This is a genomic window from Rhizohabitans arisaemae, from assembly GCF_025996515.1.
GTDB lineage: Bacteria > Actinomycetota > Actinomycetes > Streptosporangiales > Streptosporangiaceae > Rhizohabitans > Rhizohabitans arisaemae.
In genome coordinates, this window is the sequence record NZ_BLRH01000024.1 from 1 (window position 1) to 15,338 (window position 15,338).

Here is a 15,338-nt window from a genome sequence, read left to right on the forward strand (position 1 = left end):
CACTGGGGACGGTGTGGGAGAGTAGGACGCCGCCGGACAATTTTTGTGGGAGGGGTCAGCCGTGTAGGCTGGCCCTTTTCTGCTTTTGTGGGGGTCATCTGGGTGGGGTGGCTTTTTCTGTTTTGTGGGGGGGGTGGCCTGTGGGGGTGGCCCCCTTTTTTTGTTTCACGGGGGGTTTCTGGCTGGGGTGGTATGTGGCTGGGTCTTCTGGCGGGGTCCGCGTTTTCGTGGTCTTGGTTTGGCTGGTTGTTGTTCGGGTGTCGTATGTCCGGGGTCGCCTGGCGAGGCGGCCTCTTCCTTCTTGGCGGTACCTCGCGTCGCACCGGACTGTCAGGGCCACGTGGCAGGCTCACGCCATGCCTGTTCACGTTGTGAGCCGCCGCCGTACCACCCTCCATCGGGACTTCCCTGATGCACTGATCCTTGATGTGACGTCCCGCGCCGCCGAGCCCTGGGTTCGCCTCAGCCCGTTCTATCCGCATGGCGGTATCCCGGTGCCGGGCCATCCCGATCGAACCTCGCAGTCCGTCGAGGGCGTCTGGCAGGCGCTGAAGGTGTTCACCACCGAACCGGAGGACTTCACCAAGCTGGACATCACCACGATGAAGGGGATCAAGCGAACGGTCCGGCGACTCGGCCCGCCTCTTGGCCACCGGCTCGACGGCCGGCTGCTCGGCTACGGGGAGGCCAGGCGTGTGCTCTACCTCCCGACCTATCGCTGGATGCTCGACCACAGAACCCCCGAGCTCGTCGACGAACTCCGCGAACTCGACGGTCGTCGAACCGTGGTCCTCCTCGACTACACCACCAACGGGGACGTGGCGGACCTCTCAACGCCGCTGTCGCATGCGGCGCTCATCGCACAACGCATTCGAGAGCCTTGACGGGTTCGCGCACATCGGCGGAGACCCGACCTCACGCTCATGGCTCGGGCATCCCCCCGGGCCGAGCCGAGCCCGGCCCGGGGAGGCAGGCCCGCAGGCCGTACGGAACGGGTCTGCGGGAGGCCTGAGCGTCCGATCAGACGGTGAACGCGAGTCCGACGGAGAAGAAGACGCCGAAGGCGAGCTGGAGGCGGCCGGTCTGCTGGAGGACGCCGATGAGGATGGGTCCCGTCGCGCCGCGGAGGACCCGGGTGGTCGGTTTGATGGCGAGGAAGGCGACGAGCAGGGTGGGCGCGACGAAGGGGCGGAACGGGCTGAGGGAGAGGGCGAGGATGAAGGGAAGGATGGTGCAGCCGGCGTAGAGCAGGCGTGTTTTGCCGTCGCCGAGGACCACGGCGAGGGTGCGTTTGCCGGCGGGCCCGTCGGTGGCGAGGTCGCGGAGGTTGTTGACGACCAGGAGCGCGCAGGCGAGCAGTCCGACGGGGATCGCGGCGACCACGGCGAGAAGGGGGAGCGACAGCATCTGGACGTAGACCGTGCCGCACACCGCGATCAGCCCGAAGAACACGAAGACCGAGATTTCGCCCAGGGCGCGGTAGCCGTAGGGGCGGCGGCCTCCGGTGTAGAACCAGGCGGCGGCGATGGAGGCGGCACCGACGAGGAGCATCCACCAGGTTCCGGTGGCCAGGATGAGGGCGAGCCCGGTGACGGCGGCGAGGCCGAACGCGGTGACGGCGGCTCGGAACACCTGCCTGGGGGAGGCGATTCCGGATCCGACGAGCCTGATGGGGCCGACGCGGACGGTGTCGGTGCCGCGGATGCCGTCGCTGTAGTCGTTGGCGTAGTTGACCCCGATCTGCAGGAGCAGGGAGACGAGGAGGGCGAGCAGGGCCCGCCACCAGCTTGCCGCGTCGTGGGAGGCCGCGACGCCGGTTCCGACGAGTACGGGGATCACGGCGGCGGGCAGGGTCCGGGGCCGGGCTCCGGCGATCCACTGCCTGAGTTTGGGTGGTTTTCTGGCCATCGTGTATTTGGGGGTGCCGGGTGAGATGGGACCTCGGGGGGAGGTCATGCGTCCTCCACGGTGATGTCGGTGGCGAGGCGGACCATGTGGACGGGGGCGCCCAGGTCGATGTCGCGCCGAGCTTCGTCTGGGGCCCATCCGGCCGACTCCAGGAACCCGAGCATCGCCTTGTGCTCGGCGAAGACCCAGACGACGGCGGTGGTGAATCCGTCTTCGCGGAGGTGGTCGACGGTGGCGTTGAGGAGTCGGCTGCCGTGTCCCGCACCGGTGTGGTCGGGGCTGACGAGCAGGGTGAGGAGTTCCGCCACGGTCGTGGGGTCGAGGTCGGGGTCTTCGGCCGGCCCGTGGGAGGCGAGCCCGACGACGCGGTCGGCTTGGAGGGCGACGAGCAGACGGTGGCGGGGGGTGGGTGGTGCGGCGACGGCCGCATCCCACTGGTTGCGCCAGATCTCTTCAGCTTCCGGGCTCGTCATCTGATCGAGTACCGCTGTGGGGATGAAATCTCGGAAACCGCTCTTCCAGGCGTGAAGCTGGATGTCGGTCACCGCTGCCACATCGTCTCGACGCGCGACGCGTACGCCCACGTCTGCCATGAAATTAACCCCTTTCAACCGCTCCTACGCTATCGGGCGGTTCATCGTGCCTGTCCGCAGGCTGTGTTCGGGTGGTGGCGTTCCCAGAGAGGGCTTCACCATGCGGACTCAGCCGGGTGACCCTGCGCCTGACTGCCGGCGAGCTCGATAAGCACGGGTTTTCGTACGGTTTCCGCAGACCCGCATCGAGCACCACGATCGTGATCGGTTCTTGGAGGAGTCGACGAAGGCGTAGAGGCAGCCCGATTCCCCGCAGACCTTCAGTCTGGGCCAGCTGCCGTCGCATCGGGCCTCCACGACCGCGACGGCGAGCCGTGCCAGCCCTTGCCGTGCCCCGCTCTGGAGGGGTTCGAGGGTGGGGATCGGCCCAAGGCCGACCCGCAGGGGCAGTACGGCGAGGAGCGCACCCAGTTCGGCGTCGTGTCCGGGGGACACCGCGCCGTCCGCGCGGAGCGCGTTGCGGAGTCCCTCGCGCAAGGTGATCGCGTCCGCCAGGTCGTCCTCGTCCGTCCGGTCGCCCTCCCGGATCAGGTCCCGTTCCCGGAGCCAGAGGGTGAACTCGGCGGGGGACGCGAGCTCGTCGATGTCACCTTCCACGTCGTAGGTGTTGATGAAGTCGCGCAGAAGCTCGGCCGGGCCCATGACACCACTGTAGGTGAGCGGGGCGTCGCACGGACCACAGAAACCGCCATACGGCATTCGACGGTGTTCAGGCCGAGTCCGCGGGCCTGTTTGCCGCTCCGAGGGTCGGGGAGCATGCTTTGTCTCAGGGAGTGACAGGAGGTCTCATGGACGTGACGATCCCGGAGGGTGGGTTCTGGCCGGCTCCCGAGATACCCCGGCCGAACATCTATCCCATGGAGTGGCGGGTCGAGACGGCCAAGCTCGCGGAGATCTACGAGAAGTCGAAGCGGATGGTCTGGAACCCCGCGGATCTGCCGTGGGATTCGCTGCGCGCCGAGGATTTCACCGTGGAGCAGCGTCTGGGGATCATGTACTGGTTCTCGGTGCTGGCCAACTTCGACGCGTCCGGACCGGCCGTCTTCGCCCGGGCCACGATTCAGGCCTTTGAGAAGCATGAGGAGGACCCCGTCCGCAAGTGCTTCTTCTCCATCACCCGCGACGAGATGAATCACGAGGAGTGCTGTCAGCGGACCATCGCCCGGCTCTGGCCCGGCGGTCCCCTGAACTGGGAACCGGCCACCGACCTGGAACGGGCCGCGCACAACAACATCGGCTGGCTCTACCACAACGGGGGGCGCTACTGGCTCGCCTACAACCGGGCGGTCGGCAAGTACACGCTGCCCGTGCTGTTCACCTCGTTCATGATGGGGGAGCTGGCCGCCTCGACGCTGTTCCGCGGTATGGCCTCGGGGACCACCCATCCGGTCTTCTCGGAGATGTTCCACCGGATCGGCCGGGACGAATCCCGGCACCTGCAGATCTGCATGACCATCCTGGACGTCGAATGGCCCGGCCTGACCGATGAGACCCGGGAGCTGATCACCCGCCAGCTGCGGGCCGGTTTCGTCTTCCTCTCGATGATTCTCTGGGAGCCGCCCGAGGGTTTCTGGGAGATCCCTCCCTACTTCCTGCCCAACCATCGAATCCTGATGAACCACGCCAAGCAGGGTGGTCTCGGCATCCTCTCCTACGAGGAGCAGGCGGAGAACTGGCGGGTCGCCATGGCCAGGGTCCGCGCGATCGTGGAGCGCTGGGGCATCGCCTTCCCGGCCATCCCGGAGCTGGACATCGACGGTGTCGAGGTGGGTGACATCGATCCGGAGGACATCATCCCGGTCTTCTAGACGTGCCGGACTTCGCCCGTATAACGCGATATGACCGACCAGGGCAGTCGGAATAATTTTCTTTAAATTTGGTGTAACGCCCTGAAGCGGGATGTCGATCTCTGGGTAGAGGCCGCCGCTGTGTGTACCCCCGAGCACATAGTGGCGGCCTCTGCTATCGGGACGGGAGAGGCGGTGGGACCGCCGTCGGCGCGTCACCTCGGGGTGGCGGGGTCGAACCGGCTTGCGTGCCCCGGTACCGTTCGGTTATGGCACCCACGGGAACCGACACCGCGCCCTTCGGCCGGATGCTGACCGCCATGGTCACGCCGTTCACCGCCGACGGCTCGGTTGACTACGCAGGAGCACAGCGCCTCGCCACCTACCTGGTGGACGAGCAGCGACACGACGGGCTCATCGTGAGCGGCACCACCGGAGAGTCGCCGACGACGAGCGACGAGGAGAAAGACCGGCTGCTGCGGGCCGTGGTCGAGGCCGTCGGAGACCGTGCCACCGTGGTGGCGGGGGCCGGCACCTACGATACGCGGCACAGTCTGCACCTGGCCGAGGCCGCCGAGCGGGCGGGCGCGCACGGGCTTCTCCTGGTGACTCCGTACTACAACAAGCCCCCACAGGAGGGGCTGTACCGGCACTTCACCACTCTCGCCGACTCGACCGGTCTCCCGGTGATGCTCTATGACATTCCCGGACGTAGCGGAATCCCCATCGAGTGGCCGACGTTGATACGACTGGCGCGGCATCCGCGGATCGTCGCGGTTAAGGACGCCAAGGGCGACCTGTTCGGCGCGTCGCGGATCATGGCCGACACCGGTCTGGCCTACTACTCCGGTGACGACGCGCTCAACCTGCCCTGGCTCTCCGTCGGTGCGGCGGGCTTCGTGAGCGTCGTCGGCCATGTGGTGGGTGCGGACCTGGCGGAGATGATCGACGCGTACCGCGCGGGCGAGGTCGAGCGGGCTGTGGCCGTTCACCGCCGGTTGATCCCGGTGGTTGAAGCGATCATGACCAGGACCCAGGGGGCGATCATGGTCAAGGCCGCGCTCACCCTGATGGGCCTGCCCGCAGGCCCGACGCGGGCGCCGCTGGTCGACGCCACCCCGGAACAGATCGAAGAACTACGTTCAGACCTCGCAGCGGGCGGGGTCAAGCTGGAGGAACAGGCAGCGTGACAGTGCACGACACCTCAACTACAGGTAAGAGACCTACAGGTAAGAGCCCCGAGGCGGGCGTATGAGCCATCCGCACCCCGAGCTCGGCCCCCCACCCCCGCTTCCCGACGGTGGTCTGCGCATCGTCGCGCTCGGTGGTCTCGGGGAGATCGGCCGGAACATGACCGTCTTCGAGTTCGACGGCCGGTTGCTGGTCGTCGACTGCGGGGTGCTCTTCCCGGAGTCGGATCAGCCGGGTGTTGACCTGATTCTGCCGGACTTCGAGTACATCAGGGGCCGGCTCGACGACATCGAGGCCCTCGTCCTCACCCACGCCCACGAAGACCACATCGGCGCGGTCCCCTACCTGCTGCGGGAGCGCCGGGACATCCCGATCGTGGGTTCCACCCTCACCCTGGCGCTGATCGAGAGCAAGCTCGCCGAGCATCGGATTCAGCCGAACAAGTTCGAGGTGGCCGAGGGGGACAGGGTCGCCTTCGGCCCGTTCGACTGCGAGTTCCTCGCGGTCAACCACTCCATCCCCGACGCCCTCGCCGTGGCCTTCCACACCCCCGCGGGGCTGGTCCTGCACACCGGTGACTTCAAGATGGACCAGCTGCCCATGGACGGTCGGCTGACCGACCTGGGGGGCTTCGCCAGACTTGGCGCCGCGGGCATCGATCTCCTCATGTCGGACTCGACCAACTCCGAGGTCCCCGGGTTCGTCACCAGCGAGCGGGAGATCGCGCCGGTCATCGACGACGTGTTCCGTACGGCCGACCAGCGGATCATCGTGGCCTGCTTCGCCTCGCACGTCCACCGGGTCCAGCAGGTGTTCGACGCGGCGCAGGCACACGGCCGCAAGGTGGCGCTGGTGGGTCGTTCGATGATCAGGAACATGGGCGTCGCCCGTGAGCTGGGCTACCTCAAGGTGCCCGGGGGCCTGATCGTCGACTCCAAGGAGATCGAGCAGCTGCCGCCGGAGAAGGTCGTCCTCATTTCGACCGGGTCGCAGGGGGAGCCCATGTCGGCCCTCTCCCGGATGGCCAACCGCGACCACCCGATCCGCATCGCCGCCGGCGACACGATTCTGCTCGCCTCCTCCCTGGTGCCGGGGAACGAGACCGCCGTGAACAAGGTGATCAACGGCCTCACCCGGTGGGGCGCGCGGGTCATCCACAAGGGCAACGCCCTGGTCCACGTCTCCGGGCACGCCGCGGCGGGGGAGCTGCTGTATGTGCTCAACCTGACCCGCCCGTCGAACTTCATCCCGGTGCACGGGGAGTGGCGGCACCTTCGAGCCCACGCGAGGCTGGCGGCCCTGACCGGGGTTCCGGACGACCACATCGTGATCGCCGAGGACGGCGTGGTGGTGGACATGGTCGACGGCCGGATCAAGGTGGTGGGCGCCGTGCCGTGCGGCTACGTCTACGTGGACGGAGCCTCGGTGGGCGACATCACCGACCTCGCGCTCAAGGACAGAAGGCTCCTCGGGGACGAGGGCTTCATCTCCATCGTGATCGTCGTCGATGCGACGACGGGCAAGATGGCGGCCGGACCGGAGATCCACGCCCGGGGTTCGGGGATCGACTCCGCGGCGTTCGACGAGGTCATGCCGCTGGTGGAGAAGGCACTGGTGGAGGCGGCCGAGGACGGGGTCGCCGATCTGCAGCAGATGCGCCGGATCGTCCGGCGGACGGTGGGGCGCTGGGTGAACGAGACCTATCGCCGCCGCCCCATGATCATTCCGGTGGTCGTGGAGGTCTAGGGGTTCTCGACGCAGCCTCGTCAGCCGATTTCGGGTCATGGCGGGACGGGGCTGTCGGCCGGGACGTTTTGGACACGCGCGGTGCCCCTGGGGTGCTCGTGAACGGAGTGGCTGCGCAGTAGCCTCCTACTATGGCCACCCGTACGTCCAAAGGCGCGTCGAAGGGCTCCGCGAAGGGTCGTCCCAAGCCCGGCGCGGCCCGTACGACGGCTCCCCGCCGTCCCGCGGCGACACGGGCCAAGTCGTCGGCGCGCAAGTCCCCCCCGCCTCGCCACGGCGACCCCATCGGCTGGGTGTTCGGAGGTGTGGCCAAGCTCTTCGTCGGCGTGTGGTACGTCCTCGCCCACGGGGTCGGCGGCGCAGTACGGGCCGTCGGCCAGGGTACGCGGGACCACCTCGACCCGGCACATCGGCGAGACGGCCTGGGGCTGGCGGTGCTCGCCGGTGCGGTCGTCGCCGCGGCCATGATCTGGCGCGATCCGAGGGGCGCGGTCTCCGAGGTGGTCAAAGGTGTCGCAGTGGGCACTCTCGGCTCCCTGGCCTGGCTGATCCCCATTCTGCTCGCCCTGCTGGCCTGGCGCTACCTGCGCCACCCCGAGCAGAACGCCGACACCGCGCGCATGGTGATCGGATCCGCGGCTCTGATCATCGGCATCCTCGGCATCGTGCACGTCGCCCACGGCACGCCCTATCCGTCCGGTGGCCCGGCCGACGGCTTCGACAAGATCAAAGCGGCCGGTGGCATGGTCGGTTTCATCGTCTCCGCCCCGCCGATGAGCATCCTGCCCGCCTGGCTGACGGTCCCGCTGCTGGCGCTCCTGTCCGGTTTCGGCGTCCTGGTCATCACGGCCACGCCGGTCCACCGGATCCCCGAGCGGCTGGTGGAGATCCGCAGGCTCGCCCTGCGCGGGGACGTCGCCGCCGGGCCCAAGACGCCGCTGAAGCCCGCCCGGAAGTCGCGCAGGCCCCGGCGTCCGGCCGTGGTCCCCGAGTCGGACTCCGAAGGCGATCCGCCGTACGACACCCCGGTGCTCAGCGACGAAGGCGAGCCGGGGAACGCCGCGGAGATCGTGCCCGGCCTCGCCGGCGACGAGACGGCCGGCCTTCCGGACGATCCGGACGCCCCCTCCCGCCTGTCCCCGCCCCCGCCGCCGAGCCGGCCGCCGCGGAAGGTGGAGCAGCTCGTCCTGCCCGGCGGCGCCGGGACCTACACCCTGCCCGATCCGCAGGTGCTCCGGATCGGGTCGGTCCCCAAGCCTCGGACCAAGGCGAACGACACGGTGGTGGACGCGCTCACCAGCGTGCTGGAGCAGTTCGCCATCGACGCCCAGGTGGTGGGGTTCACCCGGGGTCCCACGGTCACCCGGTACGAGATCGAGCTCGGCCCGGCGGTCAAGGTCGAGAAGGTCACCGCGCTCACCAAGAACATCGCCTATGCCGTCAAGTCGGCAGATGTCCGGATCTTGTCGCCTATCCCGGGTAAGTCGGCGATCGGGGTGGAGATCCCGAACGCCGACAAGGATTTGGTCAGCCTCGGCGACATCCTCCGATCCCCGGTCGCCTCCAGCGACCACCATCCGATGATCGTCGGGCTGGGCAAGGACGTCGAGGGCCGGACGATCGTGGCCAACCTCGCGAAGATGCCGCACATCCTCATCGCCGGGGCCACCGGTGCCGGTAAGTCCACCTGTATCAACGGCTTGATCTGCTCGGTCCTCATGCGGGCCACCCCGGACGAGGTCCGGATGGTGCTCGTCGACCCCAAGCGGGTGGAACTCAGCGCCTACGAGGGCATCCCCCATCTGATCACGCCGATCATCACCAACCCCAAGAAGGCCTCCGAGGCCCTCGAGTGGGTGGTGGGGGAGATGGACCGCCGTTACGACGACTTGGCGGCGAGCGGGTTCCGGCACATCGACGACTTCAACAAGGCGGTGCGGGCGGGCAAACTGGTGCCGCCGCCCGGCTCGGAGCGGGTATACGAGCCCTACGCCTATCTGCTGGTCATCGTGGACGAGCTCGCCGACCTGATGATGGTCGCCCCCCGCGACGTGGAGGACTCCATCGTCCGCATCACCCAGCTCGCCCGGGCGGCCGGTATCCACCTGGTCGTCGCCACCCAGCGGCCCTCCGTCGACGTGGTCACCGGGCTCATCAAGGCCAACGTGCCCTCCAGGCTCGCCTTCGCCACCTCCTCGCTGGCCGACTCCCGGGTCATCCTGGACCAGCCCGGCGCGGAGAAACTGGTGGGGCAGGGCGACTCGCTCTTTCTCCCCATGGGGGCGAGCAAGCCGATGCGGCTGCAGAACGCCTACGTGTCGGAGAAGGAGATCTCCCTCGTCGTCGCGCACTGCAAGAGCCAGATGGCGGCCGAGTATCGCGAGGACGTCGCGGCCGGGCCCACCGCCAAGCGGGAGGTCGAGGATGACATCGGCGACGATCTGGAGCTGCTGATCCAGGCCGCGGAGCTCGTCGTCACCACCCAGTTCGGCTCCACCTCGATGCTGCAGCGCAAGCTCCGGGTCGGCTTCGCCAAGGCGGGCCGGCTCATGGACCTGCTGGAGTCCCGAGGCGTGGTCGGTCCGAGTGAGGGGTCCAAGGCGAGGGAGGTCCAGCTCAAGCCGGACGATCTGCCGGGCCTCCTGGTCGAGCTGCGCGGCGGCTGATCGGGCGACAATAGCCGTCACTGGTGTGTTTCGGTCCCGAGGTGGGCAGGACCTCCCCGTAGACTCGTAACAAATCGCAGTCGAGCGATTACTCAATGTCGAGGCGGGGGTTGTGCGGTGAGCATCGGTACGGCTCTGGGGGAGGCGCGGCGAGCGGCCGGGCTCACCGTGAGCCAGGTCAGCAGGCGGACTCGGATCCGCGAGACCGTGATCCACGCGATCGAGCGGGAGGACTTCTCCCTCTGCGGGGGTGATTTCTACGCCCGAGGGCATGTCCGCAACATCGCGAAAGTCGTCGGCATGGATCCCGAGGCGGCCGTACACACCTTCGACGAGGCCCACGGCGGCGTTCCGCAGCCCGTCCGCGCCGCGAGCGTCTTTCAGGCGGAGACCCCGATCAAGCTGCGGGACCGCCGCTCGCCCAACTGGACGGCGGCCATGATCGTGGCTCTCGCCGTCGTCGTGGTCTTCGGGGCGGCCCGGATGATGGGGAGCGCCGCGGGTCCCGCCGACATCAGACCCGCCTCGGTGCCCAGCCTGATCGTCACCCAGGCGCCCGCGACGCCCAAGGCGAACGCCATGGCCGAGCAGGATCCGGCCAAGCGGAACCGTAACGTTGTGGTCAAGGTCAAGGTGATCAAGGCGTCCTTCCTGCAGGTGCTGGACGCCAAGGGAAAGAAGCTCTACCAGGGAACGGTTCCCGCCGGGAAGACGGTGACCTGGAAGTCGAAGGACAAGATCCGCCTGACCATCGGAAACGCGGGCGGGGTCCGGCTCAACGTCAACGGAAAAGATCTTGGTGTGCCGGGTAAGACCGGGGAGATAGTGAACCGTTCCTTCGGGCCCGAGGTTCCTGAGTCCTCCTGAGTGTCACGTGGTCCGCATGGCCGGATACCGTAGTGTTCACCATGTCATCCCGCAGAACAGCATCGCTCATCACATTGGGCTGCGCACGCAACGAGGTCGACTCCGAGGAGCTCGCGGCCCGACTTGAAGCTGCCGGATGGCAGCTCGCAGAAGCAGACGACAATCCCGACGTCGTCGTGGTGAACACGTGTGGGTTCATCGAGTCCGCCAAGAAGGACTCGATCGACACGATGCTCGCCGCGGTCGACACCGGGGCCAAGGTGGTCGCGGCCGGCTGCATGGCCGAGCGTTACGGTGACCAGCTCGCGGAGGCGCTTCCCGAAGCGTCGGCCGTACTCTCATTCGACGACTACTCCGACATCGGGTCACGGCTCGACGACGTGCTCGACGGGCGTCCGCTGACGGCGCACACCCCGCGCGACCGCCGTGCGCTCCTGCCCATCACCCCGGTCGAACGGGCGAACGCCCGCCCGCCGGGGCACGGGGACCGGCACGCCGAGCTGCCCGACGGGCTCGCCCCGGCGTCGGGTCCCAGGCCCCTGCGCAAGCGGCTCACCGGAGGACCCACGGCCTCGCTCAAGCTGGCCAGCGGCTGCGACCGGAGGTGCTCGTTCTGCGCGATCCCCGCGTTCCGGGGCGCCTACGTCTCCAGAAACCCCGACGAGCTGGTCGGCGAGGCGGTGTGGCTGGCGGGCGAGGGGGTCAAGGAGCTCGTCCTGGTCAGCGAGAACTCGACCTCCTACGGCAAAGATCTCGGCGATCTCAGGCTTCTGGAGAAACTGCTGCCCCGCCTGGCGGAGACGGTCGACCGGGTCCGGGTGAGCTACCTGCAGCCGGCCGAGCTGCGGCCGGGGCTGATCGACGTGATCGCCTCGACCCCGGGCGTGGTGCCGTACTTCGATCTCTCCTTCCAGCACGCCAGCGGGCCCGTGCTCCGGAGAATGCGGCGTTTCGGGGATCCGGAGCGGTTCCTCGCCCTGCTTGAGCAGATCAGGGCGAAGGCTCCCGAGGCGGGGGTGCGCTCCAACTTCATCGTCGGGTTCCCCGGGGAGACCGAGGAGGACTTCGCGGCGCTCGCGGGGTTCCTGACCGAGGCACGACTGGACGCGATCGGCATCTTCGGCTACTCCGACGAGGAGGGCACCGAGGCGGCCGGCTTCACCGATCAGGTTCCGGCCGAGCTGGTGGAGGAACGGGTCGCCGAGCTCACCGTGCTGGCCGAGGAGCTCACAACTCAGCGAGCCGAGGACCGGGTCGGCGAGTGGCTGGACGTGCTGGTCGAGGAGGATCTCGGTGACGGGCGGTTCGAGGGCCGCGCCGCGCATCAGGCCCCCGAGGTCGACGGCGCGGTCGTCGTCCGCAGCCCCCGGGTGCTGCACCCAGGTGATTTCGTTCGAGCTCGGGCCGTCTCTGCAGAAGGTGTTGATCTGTTCGCGGAACTCCCATGAACAAGCCGCCGCGGGCGGGTGCCGACCCGCTCGCCACACCCCCGGCTCGCCAGGTCAGCGTGGTCAACATCGCGAACGCGGTCACCGTGGTCCGGCTGATTCTCGTCCCGGTCTTCATCGTCTTCCTGTTTCAGGACGGCGGGGGCTGGCGGATCGCCGCCTTGGCCGTGTTCGCCGTGGCCTCCTTGACGGACCGCCTCGACGGTGAGCTGGCTCGGCGCCGCGGGCTGGTCACCGACTTCGGGAAGATCGCCGATCCGATCGCCGACAAGGCGCTGATCGGGGGCGCGCTGATCGGCCTCTCCCTCCTGTACGAGCTGCCCTGGTGGGTGACGATCGTCATTCTGGTCAGGGAGATCGGTATCACGCTCGTCCGGTTCATCGTGATCAGGTATGGGGTGATTCCGGCCAGCTACGGGGGCAAGGTCAAGACGGCTCTCCAGGTGGTGGCGATAGGACTGTTCATCGCGCCCGGAATCCCCGGCGTGGTCCGCTGGGCGGCCATGGGCGCGGCCGTCGCGGTCACCGTCGTGACCGGGCTGGACTACCTGGTGCGCGCGTGGCGGCTGAGCCGTGGATCTTAGCGTGCTGGCGGCGCGGGGGCAGACCCTCGCGGTCGCGGAGTCGCTCACCGGCGGTCTGCTCGGCGCCGCGATCACCGCGGTGCCCGGCGCGTCGGCGTTCTTCCGCGGCGGCGTCATCGCGTACGCGACCGAGTTGAAGGCGGAGCTGCTGGGTGTTCCGCGTGAGCTGCTCGCGAGGCACGGGGCGGTTCACCCGGAGGTGGCCGCGGCCATGGCCCGGGGGGTCTGCCGGTTGACGGGGGCGTCCTGGGGGCTGTCCACCACCGGGGTCGCCGGACCCGACCTTCAGGACGGTCAACCGGTGGGCCGGGTCTTCGTCGGCCTGTGCGCTCCCGGGGGAGCGGAGTCGGCCCGGAGGTTTGCACTGGTGGGATCGAGGGAGGAGATCAGAAATTCCACAGTGATCCACGCGATGAGTCTTCTCCAAGCCGCCATTGGGGAACATAAGGGTTGATTACCGTGTTACGTCACCAGCGAACATGCTCTGCTCGGTCTGCCGGACAGTCGGCAGGTGCGGGTACGGTGGAACAGTGAGTGACGTCCGCGAGTCATCGGCAAGGAGACAGTACGGCGAACGCCCGGCGATCGGGCGCAACCAACCGGCTGCACGGGGTGTGGCAAACCACTCCGGGCCGGGGAGGGAGCGAGAGATGGTCCTGCTGCGTCAGCTGCTGGGTGACGTTCTGCGGCGGCTGCGGGTGCGGCAGGGACGCACCCTCCGTGAGGTTTCCACGCTCGCGCGCGTCTCCCTGGGTTATCTGTCCGAGGTTGAACGTGGACAGAAGGAGGCGTCTTCCGAGCTGCTCGCCTCCATTTGCGGCGCCTTGGGGGTGCCGCTCTCCCAGGTCCTGCGTGAGGTGTCCGACCAGTTCCTGCTGACCGAGCTGCAGCACGCTCCGGTCCTCGGCGATGAGCGGGAGCGTATCCCCGTCCACGAGACCGTGCCCGCTGAGGGTCCGCTTGGTGGGTTCCCGCAGGTCAACGACATGGTGGCCGCGTAGAATCGAGGAGTACGGCCAACGCGGCGGCACTGTCGCGCCTTGACAAGGGGGGTTCAAGGATGTCCGTAATCACGAGTCCGCTGTCCGAGGATGCCCGTAGGGTCACCGGGGATGCCCTGCAGGGAGCGCTGACCGACTTGATCGGCCTGTCCTTGCTGACCAAGCAGGCCCACTGGAACGTCATCGGCAGACACTTCCGCTCGCTTCACCTGCACTTCGACGAGATCGTGGCCATCGCCCGGGAACACGCGGATTCCGTCGCGGAGCGGGCGATCACCATCGGGGTGAACCCGGACGGACGTCCGGCGACCGTCGCGCACAATCCCAAGCTGCCGCAGCTCGAAGCCGGCTACCTCGACGACGGCAAGGTCGTCACCGCGATGGTGGAGATCGTCGAGTCCATCGTCGGCCGGATGCGGGAGCGGATCCTGGTGACCGAGGAACCCGACCCGGTGACCCAGGATCTGCTGATCGAGGTCACCAGGGACCTGGAGAAACAGCACTGGATGCTCCAGGCCGAACAGTGACCTAGCCCAGCCGGAGCGGCGCGTGACCCACCTTCACGTGCCGCTCCCTTCGTGTCCGCGGGTCAGGCGGCCAGCGAGGGCTCCTGCTCGGCGGGGGAGCTTTCCGCCTCCCGCCGTGCCGCGGACCTCTCGGCGCGTACGGCGCGCAGCGCGATCGCGATCGCGGAGGCCCAGACGACCGTGACGATCACATAGCCGGCGAGCCGGGCGCCGGAGGCGACCTCGAACTCGTTGAAGAGGGTGCGCAGGTTGGTCAGCACGATCAGCCCGCCGACGGCCGCGCCGAGCATCCGCGGCGGGATGACGCGGACGAGCCATGCGGCGATGGGGGCGGCGATGAGCCCGCCGATCAGCAGGGCGAGCACGACCGCCATGGGGATGCTCTGGGTGCCGAGTCCGAGGATGAACCCCGCGCTCGCGCCGATCGCCACCAGGAACTCGCTGGTGTCGACCGATCCGATCACCTTGCGGGGCTCCATCTTGCCGCTGGCCAGGAGGGCGGGGGTCGCCACGGGGCCCCAGCCACCGCCTCCGGTGGCGTCGATGAAGCCGCCGAATCCGCCGAGCGGGATGAGGAACCGGTTGCGCAGGGGCCGGTCGGTCACGGTGGCGCGGGGGCCCTTGGCGGTGAACCGGAGCAGGACGTAGGCGCCGAGGGCGAGCAGGATGCCGGCCATCCACGGGGTGGCCGCCTCGGTCGAGACGGAGCTCAGGAAGGTGGCTCCGGCGAAGGCGCCGATCGCCCCGGGGACGGCGATGCGGCTGACGGTGCGCCAGTCGACGTTGCCGAAGCGCCAGTGCGCCGCCCCGGACGCCAGGGTGGTCCCGATTTCGGCGAGGTGGACGGCGGCCGAGGCTGTGGCGGGTGCGATTCCCGCGGTGAGCAGCAGGGTTGTGGAGGTGACACCGTAGGCCATACCGAGGCTGCCGTCGACCAGCTGGGCGAGGAGGCCGACGACACCCAGTACCAGCAGTTTGCGCATGAAGGAGCCGCCTTCTGTCGATCCCCGGCCGCACCAG

15 protein-coding genes are annotated in these 15,338 nt (G+C 68.4%); 11 read left to right on the forward strand and 4 right to left on the reverse strand.

The window, feature by feature from the left end:
* Positions 1-356: 356 nt before the first annotated feature.
* Complete coding sequence (locus RUR_RS10305) at positions 357-884, forward strand: DUF6939 family protein (RefSeq protein ID WP_283134740.1); 528 nt, start codon at positions 357-359, stop codon at positions 882-884.
* 136 nt (positions 885-1,020) lie between these two features.
* Here RUR_RS10305 and RUR_RS10310 read toward each other — a convergent pair whose 3' ends face one another.
* The 3 genes from RUR_RS10310 to RUR_RS10320 form a co-directional block, all read right to left on the reverse strand.
* Complete coding sequence (locus RUR_RS10310; protein WP_283134960.1) at positions 1,021-1,908, reverse strand: 1,4-dihydroxy-2-naphthoate polyprenyltransferase; 888 nt, start codon at positions 1,906-1,908, stop codon at positions 1,021-1,023.
* 44 nt (positions 1,909-1,952) lie between these two features.
* A complete protein-coding gene (locus RUR_RS10315) occupies positions 1,953-2,501 on the reverse strand; it encodes a GNAT family N-acetyltransferase (RefSeq protein WP_283134741.1) in 549 nt (182 codons plus the stop codon).
* 108 nt (positions 2,502-2,609) lie between these two features.
* Positions 2,610-3,143, reverse strand: coding sequence for a CGNR zinc finger domain-containing protein (locus RUR_RS10320; RefSeq protein WP_283134742.1), 534 nt, complete (start codon positions 3,141-3,143; stop codon positions 2,610-2,612).
* Between the two features lie 146 nt (positions 3,144-3,289).
* On the opposite strand from RUR_RS10320, the gene RUR_RS10325 reads away from it, so the two are divergent.
* The 10 genes from RUR_RS10325 to RUR_RS10370 all read left to right on the forward strand — a co-directional run bounded on the left by RUR_RS10325 (position 3,290) and on the right by RUR_RS10370 (position 14,318).
* Complete coding sequence (locus RUR_RS10325; protein ID WP_283134743.1) at positions 3,290-4,309, forward strand: hypothetical protein; 1,020 nt, start codon at positions 3,290-3,292, stop codon at positions 4,307-4,309.
* A gap of 248 nt (positions 4,310-4,557) precedes the next feature.
* Positions 4,558-5,478: a 4-hydroxy-tetrahydrodipicolinate synthase gene (gene dapA, locus RUR_RS10330; protein ID WP_283134744.1), complete on the forward strand. Its 921-nt coding sequence runs from the start codon at positions 4,558-4,560 to the stop codon at positions 5,476-5,478.
* 61 nt (positions 5,479-5,539) lie between these two features.
* Complete coding sequence (locus RUR_RS10335) at positions 5,540-7,225, forward strand: ribonuclease J (RefSeq protein ID WP_283134745.1); 1,686 nt, start codon at positions 5,540-5,542, stop codon at positions 7,223-7,225.
* A 131-nt stretch (positions 7,226-7,356) separates the two neighbouring features.
* Positions 7,357-9,891, forward strand: coding sequence for a DNA translocase FtsK (locus RUR_RS10340; protein ID WP_283134746.1), 2,535 nt, complete (start codon positions 7,357-7,359; stop codon positions 9,889-9,891).
* A 117-nt stretch (positions 9,892-10,008) separates the two neighbouring features.
* The gene (locus RUR_RS10345) at positions 10,009-10,758 is read left to right on the forward strand and encodes a helix-turn-helix domain-containing protein (RefSeq protein ID WP_283134747.1); all 750 of its coding nucleotides are present in this window, start codon (positions 10,009-10,011) and stop codon (positions 10,756-10,758) included.
* Between the two features lie 41 nt (positions 10,759-10,799).
* Complete coding sequence (rimO, locus tag RUR_RS10350; RefSeq protein WP_283134748.1) at positions 10,800-12,206, forward strand: 30S ribosomal protein S12 methylthiotransferase RimO; 1,407 nt, start codon at positions 10,800-10,802, stop codon at positions 12,204-12,206.
* A complete protein-coding gene (gene pgsA, locus RUR_RS10355; RefSeq protein WP_283134749.1) occupies positions 12,203-12,790 on the forward strand; it encodes a CDP-diacylglycerol--glycerol-3-phosphate 3-phosphatidyltransferase in 588 nt (195 codons plus the stop codon). Before rimO ends, pgsA begins: the two co-directional genes overlap by 4 nt.
* Entirely contained in the window at positions 12,780-13,244 is a 465-nt protein-coding gene (locus RUR_RS10360) for a CinA family protein (RefSeq protein WP_283134750.1), read from the forward strand. Before pgsA ends, RUR_RS10360 begins: the two co-directional genes overlap by 11 nt.
* A gap of 196 nt (positions 13,245-13,440) precedes the next feature.
* Complete coding sequence (locus RUR_RS10365; RefSeq protein ID WP_283134751.1) at positions 13,441-13,791, forward strand: helix-turn-helix domain-containing protein; 351 nt, start codon at positions 13,441-13,443, stop codon at positions 13,789-13,791.
* Between the two features lie 59 nt (positions 13,792-13,850).
* Complete coding sequence (locus RUR_RS10370) at positions 13,851-14,318, forward strand: Dps family protein (protein WP_283134752.1); 468 nt, start codon at positions 13,851-13,853, stop codon at positions 14,316-14,318.
* A 62-nt stretch (positions 14,319-14,380) separates the two neighbouring features.
* Here RUR_RS10370 and RUR_RS10375 read toward each other — a convergent pair whose 3' ends face one another.
* Complete coding sequence (locus tag RUR_RS10375; protein ID WP_283134753.1) at positions 14,381-15,301, reverse strand: sulfite exporter TauE/SafE family protein; 921 nt, start codon at positions 15,299-15,301, stop codon at positions 14,381-14,383.
* Between the last annotated feature and the right edge of the window lie 37 nt (positions 15,302-15,338).

Coding starts and splice junctions, on each gene's coding strand:
- RUR_RS10340 (WP_283134746.1), top strand. CDS start 7,357: ATGGCCACCCGTACGTCCAAAGGCGCGTCGAAGGGCTCCGCGAAGGGT.
- RUR_RS10320 (WP_283134742.1), bottom strand. CDS start 3,143: ATGGGCCCGGCCGAGCTTCTGCGCGACTTCATCAACACCTACGACGTG.
- RUR_RS10370 (WP_283134752.1), top strand. CDS start 13,851: ATGTCCGTAATCACGAGTCCGCTGTCCGAGGATGCCCGTAGGGTCACC.
- RUR_RS10335 (WP_283134745.1), top strand. CDS start 5,540: ATGAGCCATCCGCACCCCGAGCTCGGCCCCCCACCCCCGCTTCCCGAC.
- pgsA (WP_283134749.1), top strand. CDS start 12,203: ATGAACAAGCCGCCGCGGGCGGGTGCCGACCCGCTCGCCACACCCCCG.
- RUR_RS10305 (WP_283134740.1), top strand. CDS start 357: ATGCCTGTTCACGTTGTGAGCCGCCGCCGTACCACCCTCCATCGGGAC.
- RUR_RS10365 (WP_283134751.1), top strand. CDS start 13,441: ATGGTCCTGCTGCGTCAGCTGCTGGGTGACGTTCTGCGGCGGCTGCGG.
- rimO (WP_283134748.1), top strand. CDS start 10,800: ATGTCATCCCGCAGAACAGCATCGCTCATCACATTGGGCTGCGCACGC.
- dapA (WP_283134744.1), top strand. CDS start 4,558: ATGGCACCCACGGGAACCGACACCGCGCCCTTCGGCCGGATGCTGACC.
- RUR_RS10375 (WP_283134753.1), bottom strand. CDS start 15,301: ATGCGCAAACTGCTGGTACTGGGTGTCGTCGGCCTCCTCGCCCAGCTG.
- RUR_RS10310 (WP_283134960.1), bottom strand. CDS start 1,908: ATGGCCAGAAAACCACCCAAACTCAGGCAGTGGATCGCCGGAGCCCGG.
- RUR_RS10315 (WP_283134741.1), bottom strand. CDS start 2,501: ATGGCAGACGTGGGCGTACGCGTCGCGCGTCGAGACGATGTGGCAGCG.
- RUR_RS10325 (WP_283134743.1), top strand. CDS start 3,290: ATGGACGTGACGATCCCGGAGGGTGGGTTCTGGCCGGCTCCCGAGATA.